The organism is Chitinibacter sp. SCUT-21, assembly GCA_041874755.1.
In the GTDB taxonomy this organism is placed as follows: domain Bacteria; phylum Pseudomonadota; class Gammaproteobacteria; order Burkholderiales; family Chitinibacteraceae; genus Chitinibacter.
Genome location: CP102611.1, coordinates 977005 through 990750, shown reverse-complemented (window position 1 = coordinate 990750; position 13746 = coordinate 977005). Strand labels below are relative to the sequence as shown.

Annotated in this window: 14 protein-coding genes; all 14 read left to right on the top strand. The window is 49.7% G+C overall.

Annotation, left to right across the window (positions count from 1 at the left end):
- Positions 1-2 precede the first annotated feature (2 nt).
- The 14 genes from NT239_04615 to flgL all read left to right on the top strand — a co-directional run bounded on the left by NT239_04615 (position 3) and on the right by flgL (position 13709).
- The gene (locus NT239_04615) at positions 3-359 is read left to right on the top strand and encodes a DUF6404 family protein (protein XGA72131.1); all 357 of its coding nucleotides are present in this window, start codon (positions 3-5) and stop codon (positions 357-359) included.
- Positions 359-1837, top strand: a complete 1479-nt coding sequence (locus tag NT239_04610; GenBank protein XGA72130.1) for a DUF4178 domain-containing protein — start codon at positions 359-361, stop codon at positions 1835-1837. Before NT239_04615 ends, NT239_04610 begins: the two co-directional genes overlap by 1 nt.
- Positions 1838-1994: 157 nt before the next feature.
- On the top strand, positions 1995-2375 hold the full coding sequence (speD, locus tag NT239_04605; protein ID XGA72129.1) for an adenosylmethionine decarboxylase: 381 nt from the start codon (positions 1995-1997) through the stop codon (positions 2373-2375).
- Between the two features lie 229 nt (positions 2376-2604).
- Positions 2605-3009, top strand: coding sequence for a flagellar basal body rod protein FlgB (gene flgB, locus NT239_04600; protein XGA72128.1), 405 nt, complete (start codon positions 2605-2607; stop codon positions 3007-3009).
- A 10-nt stretch (positions 3010-3019) separates the two neighbouring features.
- On the top strand, positions 3020-3433 hold the full coding sequence (gene flgC, locus NT239_04595; protein XGA72127.1) for a flagellar basal body rod protein FlgC: 414 nt from the start codon (positions 3020-3022) through the stop codon (positions 3431-3433).
- A gap of 13 nt (positions 3434-3446) precedes the next feature.
- Positions 3447-4127 (top strand): flagellar hook assembly protein FlgD, encoded by a 681-nt coding sequence (locus tag NT239_04590; protein ID XGA72126.1) that lies wholly within the window; start codon positions 3447-3449, stop codon positions 4125-4127.
- A 52-nt stretch (positions 4128-4179) separates the two neighbouring features.
- A complete protein-coding gene (gene flgE, locus NT239_04585) occupies positions 4180-5550 on the top strand; it encodes a flagellar hook protein FlgE (protein ID XGA72125.1) in 1371 nt (456 codons plus the stop codon).
- A 15-nt stretch (positions 5551-5565) separates the two neighbouring features.
- Positions 5566-6306: a flagellar basal-body rod protein FlgF gene (gene flgF, locus NT239_04580; protein XGA72124.1), complete on the top strand. Its 741-nt coding sequence runs from the start codon at positions 5566-5568 to the stop codon at positions 6304-6306.
- Between the two features lie 27 nt (positions 6307-6333).
- The gene (gene flgG / locus NT239_04575; protein XGA72123.1) at positions 6334-7119 is read left to right on the top strand and encodes a flagellar basal-body rod protein FlgG; all 786 of its coding nucleotides are present in this window, start codon (positions 6334-6336) and stop codon (positions 7117-7119) included.
- A 10-nt stretch (positions 7120-7129) separates the two neighbouring features.
- The gene (locus NT239_04570; GenBank protein XGA72122.1) at positions 7130-7807 is read left to right on the top strand and encodes a flagellar basal body L-ring protein FlgH; all 678 of its coding nucleotides are present in this window, start codon (positions 7130-7132) and stop codon (positions 7805-7807) included.
- A 9-nt stretch (positions 7808-7816) separates the two neighbouring features.
- Complete coding sequence (locus NT239_04565) at positions 7817-8908, top strand: flagellar basal body P-ring protein FlgI (GenBank protein ID XGA72121.1); 1092 nt, start codon at positions 7817-7819, stop codon at positions 8906-8908.
- 145 nt (positions 8909-9053) lie between these two features.
- On the top strand, positions 9054-9995 hold the full coding sequence (gene flgJ, locus NT239_04560) for a flagellar assembly peptidoglycan hydrolase FlgJ (GenBank protein ID XGA72120.1): 942 nt from the start codon (positions 9054-9056) through the stop codon (positions 9993-9995).
- Between the two features lie 44 nt (positions 9996-10039).
- Positions 10040-12223, top strand: a complete 2184-nt coding sequence (gene flgK / locus NT239_04555; GenBank protein XGA72119.1) for a flagellar hook-associated protein FlgK — start codon at positions 10040-10042, stop codon at positions 12221-12223.
- Between the two features lie 19 nt (positions 12224-12242).
- Entirely contained in the window at positions 12243-13709 is a 1467-nt protein-coding gene (flgL, locus tag NT239_04550; protein XGA72118.1) for a flagellar hook-associated protein FlgL, read from the top strand.
- Positions 13710-13746: the final 37 nt, after the last annotated feature.

Here is a 13746-nt window from a genome sequence, read left to right as displayed (position 1 = left end):
AAATGGCGCAAGATGTAGAGTTTGATCGCAAAAAGGCGGCTGCTTTGGCTGCATTTCAAGCCAAAACGGCGGAAACAGAATGGCAATACTTGGAGCAATGGCCTTGGTTGCTCAGAGCTCAGTGGGCTTTAGGTTTAAGAACTAAGCCAATGTACTTCAACTCACTGTGTGGTGAAGCTCTGCAAGGCTGCTTCCGTTTTGGTGTTCTATTACTCGCAGCATTCTTTTCTGCAATGAGAGGCGCCACCTGGAGTTCGATTGGTTTTCTTTTGTTCTTCGTGTGCTTCTGCTTTATTTATGCTTTATGCATTAGAGCGTATGCCCGTAAAAAACAATTACCTAGTTGGGAAAGCCTTTAATGTTCCGTACCGCTTGCCCCTCGTGCGGGGCTGAGGTTTTATTTCGCTCGACCATTTCGGCGATCGCTGTCTGCGAGTATTGCCAATCCACCGTGTTGCGTAGTGCCGATGAGGTCAAAGACATCGGCAAAATTGGCAAGGTGCTGGAGGACTATTCGCCGCTCCAGATCGGCACGTCTGGCGTATTTGTGGGCCGCGCGTTTACCGTGATTGGCCGGATTCAGCTGCGCTACGATGCCGGATTATGGAACGAGTGGTATGTCTCGTTTGACGATGGTAAGTATGGCTGGCTGGGCGATACCTGTGGGCAGTATATGTTCACGCTGCCACTGCCTGAAGGCGCCGCGGCCAATGCGCAGCCGTTTGAATATCTTTCGCCCGAAATGCGCTACGAGCACGGCGGCCGCGCTTATGTGGTAACGGATAAACGCACTGCGCAGTGCGTTGGCGGGCAGGGTGAATTGCCGTTTGTGGTTGGCAATGGCTATGTCGCCAAAGTGGTCGATTGCCGTAGTGGCGATCGTTTTCTAACGCTTGATTATTCCGATGTGAATGCGGCCAAACCCAATCCCCAACTCTATGTTGGCGAGGCGGTCGAGCTAAAAAATCTGCAAGCGCAATTGCTGCGTAGCGATGACGATATTCAGCGCAGCGCGGGGCGACTCAAAGGCACGGCGAATGTGCTCGATTGCCCAAATTGCGGTAATCAGCTGCAGTATCGTGCTGGTGTCGCGACGCAAATTGTGTGTGCAGCGTGTGGTTCTGAAGTCGATTGCTCGGGCGATCGGGCACTGGTGCTGACTAAGCACACCGAAGCCGAGCGCTACCATGCGACGCTGGATTGCGGTGATTCAGCAATGATTAATGGCACAAAGTGGACGGTGATCGGTTTGATCGAAATGGTCGAAACCGACGACGAAGACTCGCATTGGAGCGAATACCTGCTGCACAACTGGCAGCATGGCTTTCAATGGCTGGTTGAGGCCAAAGACGGCTGGTCGCGCGTAAAAGTGCTGAACGAAATGCCCGAGAGCTGGAGCGAGGCGCATGCGCAATATCGCGGGCTGCGTTATAGCAAAATGTACGACAGCTACACGGCCAAAGTCTGTTACGCCGCGGGCGCGTTTAACTGGCGCGTGAGCGTGGGCGATCGCGTGCAATTGTGGGAGTACCAAAACGGCCCGATGCGGTTGTGCAAAGAAAAAAACAACGCCGAAATTGTCTGGAGCCAAGCCGAAAAAGTGATGAATGCGCAGATCGCGCAATGGTTTGGCAAAAAAGACGTGCAAACGCTCAAATCGGATTCAATTGAGCCACAAGCCGATCAACGCAGCCAAGCTTGGCGATACACGATGATTTTGCTGGCGATTAATTTGCCTTTGGTTTTATTTGGGCACGATGTGATCGAGGCGCTGTTTTGGACGGGGATGGCGGCGTATATGCTGCATTGGCCGTTGAATAAAGGTGAATCAGACTAATGAGCAACGGTTTTTATAAAATTTACTGTATCGCGATTATTACGATCTGTACGCTATTTAATCTCTCGTCGTGTAGCGATTCTATTTCTTCAAGCAGTAGCCGTGGTTGGAGCAGCGGCTCATCGTCGGGCGGCTGGAGCTCTGGAGGCGGGCATAAATGAAATTGGAATCTATCCCGCCCCTGCCAGCCTTGGCTGTGGGCCGTCATTTGATTGCCGATTTGCAAGGCTGCGATGTAGCCGCCTTGGCCGATCCAGCGCTGATTGCCAAGGCCATGCTCGCGGCGGCACAAGCGGGCCAAGCCACAGTGCTACAGCAGCACTTCCATCATTTTGGCGCAGGGCAAGGCGTCACCGGCATGCTGCTACTGATGGAATCGCACATCAGCATCCACACGTGGCCCGAGCACGGCTATGCGGCGGTCGATTTATTTATGTGCGGCGCGGCCAATGCTGAGGCGGCGCTGGCGGTGCTAGAGCAATTGTTGCGCGCCCAGCGAATTGAGCGGCAAGTGATGATTCGGGGATTTACACCGTAGGGGTATAGCTAGCTATGCATTGTAAAATATGTTGTGCTTAGCAATACCTAAAGATGGTCTTTAAGGCTGGTGTTCCAGTTTATCGGCGCAATACGACAAGCTTCAAAGCGGCAATCCTTGCCGCTTTTTTTGCGTTTGGCCCCCGCAAAACCAGTAAAAACGGCATTCAGTGGGTACATTTGCTTGGCATGAATCGTGCTTGTATTAATGCGTTCTAATGGAGTGCAGCATGCTGGCCAAAATCGACGATTATTTTCGCAATCAGGAAACCGCGCTGAAAATGCGCTCGTATCGCCAAGAAATTTTGGCATCCAATATTGCCAATGCCGATACACCAAACTACAAAGCGCGTGATTTTGATTTTAAGGCCGCGTTTGAAACTGCGCGCGAAGGTCAGCAAATGCCGACGCTGGCGACGAGCGATGCGCGCCATCTACAACCCTCGCAAAAAATCGATATTTTCTCGCCCGAGCTGTTGTATCGCAATGAGCGTCAGCCTTCGATCGACGGCAATACCGTTGAGATGGATAGCGAGATGAAAGAATTTACCGATAACGCGATTCGCTATCAGGCCTCGGTGACGTTTATGCAGCGCCGGATTGAATCGATGAAAACGGCACTGACTGGGCAATAAGGATTAAACGATGTCGATGTTTCGTGTTTTTGATGTAGCCGCCTCGGGCATGCGCGCCCAGTCTGCGCGCCTTAATGCTGTGGCAAGTAATTTGGCCAATGCTGAATCGGTAACAAGCTCTAACGGCCAACCCTACCGCGCTAAGCAGGTGGTGTTTCAGGCGCAGCCAATTTCGCCAGTAAACCAGCAATCGGTCGGCGTGCAAGTGGCAGGTGTAATTGAAGATCAAGCACCACCGAAATTAGTGTTCGACCCCAAAAGCCCGTTTGCCGACGCCAATGGCTATGTGGCGATGCCGAATGTGAATGTGGTCGACGAAATGACCAATATGATTTCCGCCTCGCGCTCGTATCAAACCAATATTGACGTTATGAATACCGCCAAGACATTGCTGCTGCGCACTTTGTCGCTCGGTCAGGTTTAAGGAGTAATGCATCATGGCAACGAATCCAGTATCAGGCCAATTTGATTACACCTCGCTCAATGCTCGTAAAGCGGTGACCAAAACGCAAACTGAAGAGCAGCAAGATCGCTTTATGAAATTGCTGGTCAAACAATTGCAATCGCAAGACCCGATGAACCCGATGGACAACGCGCAAACGACGAGCCAGATTGCGCAAATTAATACGGTGAGCGGGATTGAAAAGCTCAATGCATCCATGTCGCAAATGACGAGTTTGTACGCCGGCACGCAAGTGATGCAGGCGGCAAATTTGATCGGCAAAGAAGTGCTCTCTCCCGGCAAGGGTTTCCGCTTTGACGGTACTAAACCGGCTGATTTGCGCTTTGAGGTGCCAGAAGGTGCTAGTAATGGCATGGCGAAGATTTACGACGACAAAGGTGTAGAAGTGGCCAAAGTGCCGGTTACCACGAGTAAATCAGGTTTGGTGCAAGTAGAGTGGGACGGCAAAAAGGCCGATGGCACGGCCTTGCCAGCTGGCAATTACACTGTAACTGCTAATGCACAAAAAGATGGCAAGGAAATTGCTTTGAACACGGTGACTTGGCAAGTGGCCAAATCAGTTGAATTTGGTAGTGACGGTGTTGCGGTGTATTTAGCCAATGGGGATAAAACCAATTTTGGCGGGATCATCCAGATTCAGTCAGCAGCTGGTTAATGATCGGGGTTAATCGCCTAAGGTTTTTCGTCATTAAGGTAAGGAGCGTATCATGGGTTTCCAACAAGGCTTAAGTGGTCTAGGTGCTGCGGCAAAAAATCTGGACGTCATCGGCAATAACGTTGCCAACGTTAATACCGTTGGTTTTAAAGGTTCACGTGCCGAATTTGCCGATATTTACGCCAGCACATTTGGTACGGCTTCGAATATTGCGGGGATTGGTGCGAAAGTGACGACGATTGCGCAGCAATTTTCGCAAGGTAATACGACATCAACAAATAACCCGCTCGATATCGCAATTACTGGCAATGGTTTTTTCCGCATGCAAGATCAATCCGGTAGTATCAGTTATGCACGTAACGGCCAGTTTCAACTTAATAAAGACGGCTATATCGTCAACAATGGTCAGTTTCTAACTGGTTGGGGGGTGGATCAAGGTACGGGGGTTTTCCTGGAAGGGGCTGTACCTCAGCCAATTCAATTGCAGTTCGCTAATATTGGTGCGCGTGAAACAGGAGGGTCTGGTGTTACTGGGGCAGGTTTAACACTCGGGCTTAATCTAAATGCAGCGGACAAAGTTATTAATGACCCCACCAATCCAGTTGCACCAGGCGCTGCTTTTTCTTCTTCAGATCCTACGACCTATAATTATTCGACTTCAGCCACCGTGTTTGACTCACTGGGGGTTGCTCATACCCAGACAATGTATTTCCGCAAGCAAGATCCTGGTTCGGTACCTGCGGGAGCAGTGGGTAGCTGGAATATTTATTACGCAGTCGATGGAAAAGATGTGAATGTTGATGGGAGCTTGGCGCCAAATCCAGGGACGAAGTTGGCAGGTGTGATTAGCTTCGATGCAAATGGTAAATATACAAATTATTCATCGAATATCACCGCAACACCAGGTTCTACGGCTGCTGCTACTGATGATTGGTTGCATGTCACGGCAGGGCCTACCGGGATTGATAATGGTTCAAATGGGTTAAGTTTTCAGCTCTTTTTTAATAAGTCGACGCAATTTGGCAGTCCTTACAATGTAAATACCTTAACGCAAGATGGTTACACCGATGGTGTTTTGACTGGGATTTCAGTGAGTAAGGAAGGGGTTGTGCAAGGCCGTTATTCAAATGGCCAAAGTCGCAATGTCGCCAAAGTAGTTCTCTCTACCTTCACCAACCCGCAAGGCTTGCAACCCTTGGGGGATAATCGCTGGGCTGAGTCTTTTGGTTCTGGGCAGCCTTTAACCAATGGGCCAGGTCAAGGTAATACCGGTTTTTTACAAGCAGCTGCGGTTGAAGACTCGAATGTGGATTTGACTTCGGAGTTGGTGAATTTGATTACCGCTCAACGTAATTATCAGGCCAATGCGCAAACGGTAAAAGCGCAAGATACGATCTTGCAAACGATCGTGAATCTACGTTAAGGCGCTCGCTAAGTTATGGATAGACTGATTTATGTGGCGATGTCCGGAGCTAAAAATAGCGAAACTCGCCAAGCGACGATTGCCAATAATTTAGCCAATGTTACTACGCCAGGCTTTCGTGCTGAATTAGCCAATGCGCGCGCGGTGGCGGCTTTAGGTGGTCCGGGTATTGGAACGCGTGCTTTTGTGGTGCAGCAATCAGCTTCAGCCGATTTTAGCCCCGGCATATTTCAGCAAACTGGGCGTGATTTAGATGTGGCGGTTCGTGGTAACGGTTGGTTGGCAGTGCAAACGCCGTCGGGCGAAGCGTATACGCGCAATGGCAGTTTTGCTATTGATGCTGCCGGCTTATTAAAGACGCATTCTGGGGAGATTGTGCAGGGCGAAAGTGGCCCGCTCACTATTCCAGAAAACAATCGCGCAACGATTGCGCCTGATGGTACGGTCACTGCAATTGACATCGCCAACCCAACGCAAACCGTCGAAGTCGGCCGCTTGAAGCTGGTAAATCCAGCAGATGATCAGCTTGAAAAAGGCTTGGATGGCCTGTTTCGTTTACGTAGTGGTGAAGTTGCCCAAGCAGATGCTGCAGTGCGCTTAGCTAGTGGCGGGATTGAAGGTAGTAATGTCAATTCGGTTGAGCAGCTAGTGAATATGATTTCAACGCAGCGCCACTTTGATATGCAAGTCAAGTTACTGACTACCGCCGAGCAGAACTCTCGTTCGGCTAGTTCATTATTGTCACTGAACGGTTAAGCCAAAATAATTTAAGGATTTAGCATCATGATGCGTTCGCTCTGGACTGCAAAAACCGGCATGGATGCCATGCAGTTTAATATTGATGTGGTTTCGCATAATTTATCCAATGTGAATACCAATGGCTATAAGCGTGAGCGTGCCATTTTTGAAGATTTGATGTACCAAAATCTGCGTCAAGCTGGTGGTGCCTCAAGCCAACAAACCTCGTTACCTAGCGGTTTGTATGTGGGTACCGGTACGCAAATTGTGGCGACGGTTCGTAATCATTCGGTCGGTAACCTGCAAAAAACCGATGGCCCACTCGATTTGGCGATCAATGGCGATGGTTTTTTCCAGATCGCACTACCGAATGGCACCACTGCGTATACCCGCGATGGGGCGTTTCAAGTTAATAGCCAAGGTACGATTGTAACCAGTAGTGGTTACGAGCTTTCGCCGGCGATTCAAGTGCCACAGGGAACGACCAGTATTACCTTTGCCAAGGACGGTACCGTGTCGGCGATTGTGAATAATGACGCGGCAGCGCCGATTCAAGTCGGTAATATCCAAACCGCCACTTTCATAAACCCGCCAGGTTTAGAGTCGATTGGCGGGAATTTATACCTCGAAACCTCGGCCAGTGGCGCCCCAACAGTGGGTACGCCAGGCACGAATGGTTTGGGAGCGATTAATCAAGGTTATACCGAAACATCGAATGTAAACGCGACCGAAGAGTTGATTAATATGATTCAGGCTCAGCGGGCATTTGAATTGAATTCAAAAGCAGTGACGACAACCGATCAAATGTTGGCCAAGCTGTCGCAGATGTAATAACGAAAAGATGATGATGAAAATCCTGCAAGCTGGCGTCGTGCTGTTGGCCTTAAGTTTAACGGCTTGCGTTGCGCCGCAATCGATTGTGACGCAGCCTACTTCAGCGCGCTCGCAACCCACGGTGGTAACAGGCAATAATAATGGTGCGATTTTTCAAGCCGGTACCGCCAAAATGCTGTTTGAAGAGCCAGTTGCGCGCCGAATTGGTGACATCTTGGTCGTGACGATCGAAGAAAATCTCAGTGCCGTGAACAAAGCCAATAGCAGCACCAATCGTGATGGCGGGATTAGTCTTAGTGGCTCGGCTGATATTCCATATATGCCATCGGCGCTGGCTAAATTGTTTAACGCCACCGCAGAAGTCTCTAGCGGCAATACATTTGCTGGTAAAGGTGAAACCAATAGCACCAATACCTTCCGCGGTAGCATCGCGGTGACCGTGGTTGATGTGTTTGCGAATGGCAATTTGTCGATCGGCGGCGAAAAACAAGTCGTCGTGAATGGCTCCAACAATGTGCTGCGCTTTACTGGTGTCGTGAACCCGAACGATATTAAAGCGGGCAATACCATTTCATCGACGCGCGTGGCTGATGCGCGTATTGAGCAAGTGGGGCAGGGCGCGATTTCTGATGCTAATACCATGGGCTGGATGCAGCGTTTCTTCTTGTCGGTTTGGCCATTCTAAGGTGGGTATATGCGTAAACTAATTTTAGCTATTGCCCTGTGTGTCTATACGCTGCCTGTGTATGCCGAGCGGCTAAAAGACTTGGCCAGCTTTTCTGGCGTTCGTAATAATCAGTTGGTCGGCTATGGTTTGGTTGTCGGCCTCGATGGCAGCGGTGACCAGACGACACAAACGCCTTTTACCGTGCAATCGGTCGTCAATATGCTGACCAATCTTGGGGTGCAAGTGCCATCGGGCGGTAATTTGCAATTAAAAAACGTCGCCGCAGTGACGGTAACGGCGACTCTGCCGCCATTTGCGCGGCCTGGCCAGCCACTGGATATCGTCGTCTCGTCAATTGGTAATGCCAAGAGTCTGCGCGGCGGCACTTTGCTGATGGCGCCGTTGAAGGGCGCGGACGGGCAAATCTACGCGATGGCGCAGGGCAATTTGGTGGTTGCTGGTGCTGGCGCTTCTGCCGGTGGTTCAAGCACGCAAATCAATCAGTTGGCCACAGGCCGAATTCCCGCTGGGGCGACGGTAGAGCGCGCAGTGCCCACCGCGCTGGGTAACGGTGAGTTTGTTCAGCTTGAACTACTGAAAACTGATTTTTCCACAGCTAGCCGCGTCGTAACTGCGATTAATAGTCAAATTGGCCCGGTCGCTGCGGCCTTGGATGGCCGAGTGATTCAGGTGCGGGCACCACTCGATCCCAATCAGCGCGTGGCTTTTCTGGCCAAATTGGAAGGCGTGAATGTAACGCCGGGCGAAGTCTCACCCAAGGTGATTATCAATGCGCGCACCGGTTCGGTGGTGATGAATCAAGCGGTGACCATCGATCCGTGTGCGATTGCTCACGGTAATTTAACGGTCACCATTTTGGCCGACAATAAAGTGGAACAGCCCTTGCCGTTTGCCAACGGTAAAACCGCTAAAGTGCAAAATGCCGATATTGATATTGACGTGGGTAAAGGCCCTGTTGTGCGCTTGCCGAAGGCGACCAGCTTGAATCAGGTGGTTCGCGCCTTAAATGCTGTGGGTGCTACGCCGCAAGACTTGCTGGCGATTTTGCAGGCAATGAAAATCGCAGGGGCTCTGAAGGCTGAATTAGAAGTAATCTGATGGGTATATGAATGCAGGTTAATTTAGATTTTATTTAGATGAATATACCCTCGTATTAATTGGAGCGCGCCCTTTGTGGTGCGCTTTTTTGCTTTTTGGGCACGCTCTTTGCTTGTAATGGTTTGAATTCGTTTGGAGTTAAGCCATGTTGCCACGTAGCACGATTGAATCGCAGGGAATCAGCGCCGATCCGCGTAGCTTAGATCGCCTGCGTGCCAGTATGTCGAGCAATAAAAGCGCGGCAACTCAAGGCGTGGCGCAGCAATTTGAAGCTTTATTGTTGCAACAAATGCTCAGCGCCATGCGTAAAGCCGCACCACAAGATGAATTCGATCAAAGCGCAGCCAGCCAAACGTTTAAAGGCATGCGTGATCAGCAACTGGCGCAAAACTGGGCGCAAAGCGGCGGCATTGGTTTTGCCAAAATGATCGTACGCCAACTCAATATTCAAGAAAATCCAAGTCTACTTCAGCAGTCGCCTTCATCTTTGTTGAGTGATGCTCGGCTGACTGCGCGCAATATAGCCTCGTACAACGCTGCCGCTGTGGCGGCAAAACCTGCCGCAGGTGCTTCGCCCGTTGCCGCGTTTAATCAGTCTGGCGCCAACCAAAATGCGATGCCTGAATTTGTTCGCAAATTAGGCAGTGCAGCGAAATCCACTGCGGCGAGCCTTGGCTTATCGCCGCATTTGCTGCTTGCGCATGCTGCGCTTGAAACCGGGTGGGGCAAAAAAAGCATTAAGGCTGCAGATGGCAGCGAATCGCATAACTTGTTTGGCATTAAAGCGGGCGCAGGCTGGCAAGGCAAAACGGTGGATGTGCTCACTACTGAATACGTCGATGGCATCGCACAAAAACGCATTGAGAAATTTCGAGCCTACGATTCCTACGCCGAATCAATGGCGGACTATGCCAGTTTGATTAAACGTCGCTATGGCGATGCGGTAGCGCAAGGCAGCGATGCAGTCGGTTTTGCCAAAGCCTTAGTCGCGGGTGGCTATGCCACGGATCCACTGTACGCACAAAAATTAACACGGGTTGCAACTCGACTGGCTGATCAACTCGGCATAAATGGCGATCTTGCCTAAGGTTGACGGCAAACGAGCCGATATAGGTTTAAGGGGTTTACATCATGGCATCTTCAGTTTTCGGTATCGGCGTTTCAGGCCTGAATGCAGCGAATCTTGGTTTGACAACGACAGGGCACAATATTGCCAACGTCAATACCGATGGTTTTTCTCGCCAGCGCTTAGCGCAAAGCGCACCATATCCTTTGCTATCCGGCAGTGGTTTTAATGGTTTGGGCGTGCAAGTCGATTCGATTACGCGGATGTATGATCGCTTTTTAACTAAAGCGGTTGAGGTTGCGCAAACTCAATCTAGCTACCAAAGTACACGTTTGGCGCACTTGGCGGAAATTAATAATATCGTTGCCGACCCCAATGCCGGCGTCTCACCCGCACTGCAAGATTTCTTTAGCAATGTGCAAAACGTGGCAACCAACCCAGCCAGCCCACCATCGCGTCAAGCAATGCTGGCTAGTGCACAAACCTTAGTCAATCGTTTTCAGGTTTTTTCGCAGCGTCTGGATGAGCAGCGCAATGCGCTTAATGGCGAAATCAGTAACACGATTGGCAATATCAATAGCTACTCTGAGCAAATCGCCGAGCTGAATAATAAAATTGTGATTGCGCAGTCTTCCGGTCAGCCGCCCAATGATTTGCTAGATCAGCGCGATTTGCTGGTGAAAGATCTGAACAAATTGGTCAAAGCCAATACTTTGACGCTCGATGATGGCAGCATCAATGTGTTTATCGGCAACGGCCAAGGCTTGGTTGTCGGTGGCGTAGTGAATAGATTAACGGCTGAGCCCAATCCGGCTGATCCAACGCGGATTACCGTGGGCTATCAGCAAAACAACCAAACGATCTTCTTGCCAGAAAATCAACTCTCGGGTGGTCAGCTCGGTGGCTTGCTTGACTATCGCAATCAATCGCTCGATTTGGCGCAAAACAGCCTTGAACGCACTGCTTTGGGTTTTGTTGATACCTTTAACCAGCAACACAAAGTGGGGCAGGATCTAAACGGCAATTTGGGCAAAAACCTGTTTGATATTAAGCGCAGCAACGTCGTTGATTTTAATGTGGGTGGCACGAATATTCGCGTTAGCTCACCCAATGGCACCAACGAAAGCAGTGATTTTTCGATCACCGCCAGCGGTGGTGGCTACGTGATTAAACGCCTGTCTGACAATGCCACCAGCGGCGTTTTGGCTTTGGGGGCAACCGACCCAGTTACCGGTTTAACGCTTTCAGCTGCGCCAGCGGGTTTGACTTTGCCTGCTCAAAATGGCTTCTCGTTCCCACCTGCCATTGGGCAAATCAATTTCAATACCAATAATACCGGTAATGCACAGTTGGGCGGTTACATCTCTGATGTGGGTAAGCTGGCAGCGAGTAACTATGAGCTGAGCTTTGATGGTACAAACTACACCATGTACAAACAAAGCGATGGCACGCGGACTACTTATTCCGCCGCTCAAATGGCGCAAGGGATTAGTCAAGACGGCATGACCTTGAGGATCGACTCGGGCGTAATGAATGCCAATGATCGCTTTGTCATCAAACCTTTGGATGGCATGATCAATAGTATGGCAGTACGCACCACAGATCCGCGTGAGATTGCTGCAGCGGCGCCGATGTTAGCGACTTTGGGTAAAACCAATACCGGCTCGGTAAAGGTCATTCAGCATACGGTGGATACGCCTTCAATCAGCTCGACCGATAGTGCGATCAACCCCGCAGTAAAAAACCCCGTTAATATCAATTTTACCAGTGCGAATAGTTTTACCTACACCGATACGGTGACTGGGGTGACGTCTGCAGCCCAAACCTATACTGCGGGGATGACGTTGAGCGTGAATGGCTGGACGATGAAGCTCGACGGTACGCCAGCAGCTGGCGATAGTATTGCAGTGGGCGCTAATACCAATGGTGTTGCCGATAACCGCAATGCTTTGGCCTTAGGGAAATTGCAGACCACGCGAATTTTGGAAAACGGCTCGGCGACTTATCAAGAGTCGTATGGTCGGATGGTGAGTACGATTGGTACGCAAACCAATGAAGCGACGATTATGGGTAAGGCGCAAGCTAAATTACTCAGCAATGCCGAAAATAGCCGTGATTCGGTGTCGGGTGTGAATTTGGATGAAGAAGCCGCCAATTTATTGCGCTATCAACAAGCATATCAAGCTGCCAGTAAAGTGATTCAGATTGCGCAAAGTGCGTTTCAAGAAATCATGAATATTGGCCGCTAGGTTTTAAGGAGTTTTTGCCATGCGTCTTGCTACCACGACTATTTTTAATATTGGTGCGCAAAGCCTGCAAAGCCATATATCTGACCAAGCTAAGTTGCAGGCTCAGCTGTCGTCGATGCGTAAAATTCTAACTCCTGCCGATGATCCGATTGCATCGGCGCGGATTTTGGATATTACCCAAGCTAAATCGATCAATGAGCAGTATGCCACCAATAGTGCTGCAGCTGATTCATTTATGCGCCTGAGCGAGAGCACTTTGGGGCAAGTGGTTTCTTTAATTCACAATGTTCAAGAGTTGGCAGTTAGTGCGGGAAATCCCGCACTAACTGCCAACGAGAAAAAAATGAAGGATGCTGAGTTACAGGGGCGTTATCAGGAACTATTGGCGTTAGCTAATACTACGGATGGTCAGGGTAACTATCTGTTTTCTGGGTTTAAAGGAGATACAAAGCCTTTTACAGAGGCAGCCTTTGGTGACGTCAATTATTTTGGTGATGATGGACAGCGCTTGGTGCAAATTTCTGATGGCCGTCAGGTGCCGATTTCGGAGTCTGGAGCAGATGTATTTCAGCGGATCAAAAATGGGAATGGTTCGTTTGTAACTGCCTATTCTCCAAATAATACGGGCTCAGGAATTATTAGTCCCGGTGAGGTGGTTGACCCAACAAAATGGTCGTCTGCATCTAATCCGCAGGATTTTAAGATCAAATTTCATTGGGTGGCTAATCCTCAAAAACCGGATCAACCCACAGTAACATATGACATTATTTACAATCGACAAAACGATCCTGCGACGGGGTTAGCTGATCCACAGTATGGCACCTCAATGATTGACGGTATGCCTAATGCGATAACTCGAACAACATCTAGCCCTAATTCAATCACGACTCTACGAGCCTATGTTCCTGGTGGGGATATTGAATTGAAGGCACAAGCTACAGATCCGGCTCCTGTTTTGCCTGATGTTTTACCTGTTGCGGGGTGGGACTTTGGGGCGAAAATGAGTATTAAAGGTATGCCTGTTGGAGTTGACCCCGTTACTAAGACTCCAATTCCAGCGCCTTTGCCCGCAAGTCAGACAGAAGGGGCGGCTGATGAATTTTCGGTAAAGGCAAGTACAAGCGTGGATTTATTCACAACAATCGGTAAATTATCGTCAGCTTTAAATGCGTATAAAACAGATTCTACTGGTAATGGTCAAGCAGCTTTTCAAAACCAGTTAAACACAGCTTTGTCTGATCTCTCAAACTCTCTAAGCAATGTTGTCACTGTAAGGGCTTTTTTGGGGGCGCGCATAAATGAAACAGACTCAGTGAAAGATACCACTGAAGATTTGAAGTTGCAGTACGCTAAGACCTTGTCAGGGCTGCAGGACTTGGATTACGCCGCAGCAATTAGCGATTTTGCGCAAAACCAAATGGTGCTCGATGCTGCGCGTAAATCTTTTGCTCAGGTTCAAGATTTAAGCTTATTCAAGTATATTTAGTCTTCACTCAATAGATAGAGATCAACGGCTCGCTTGG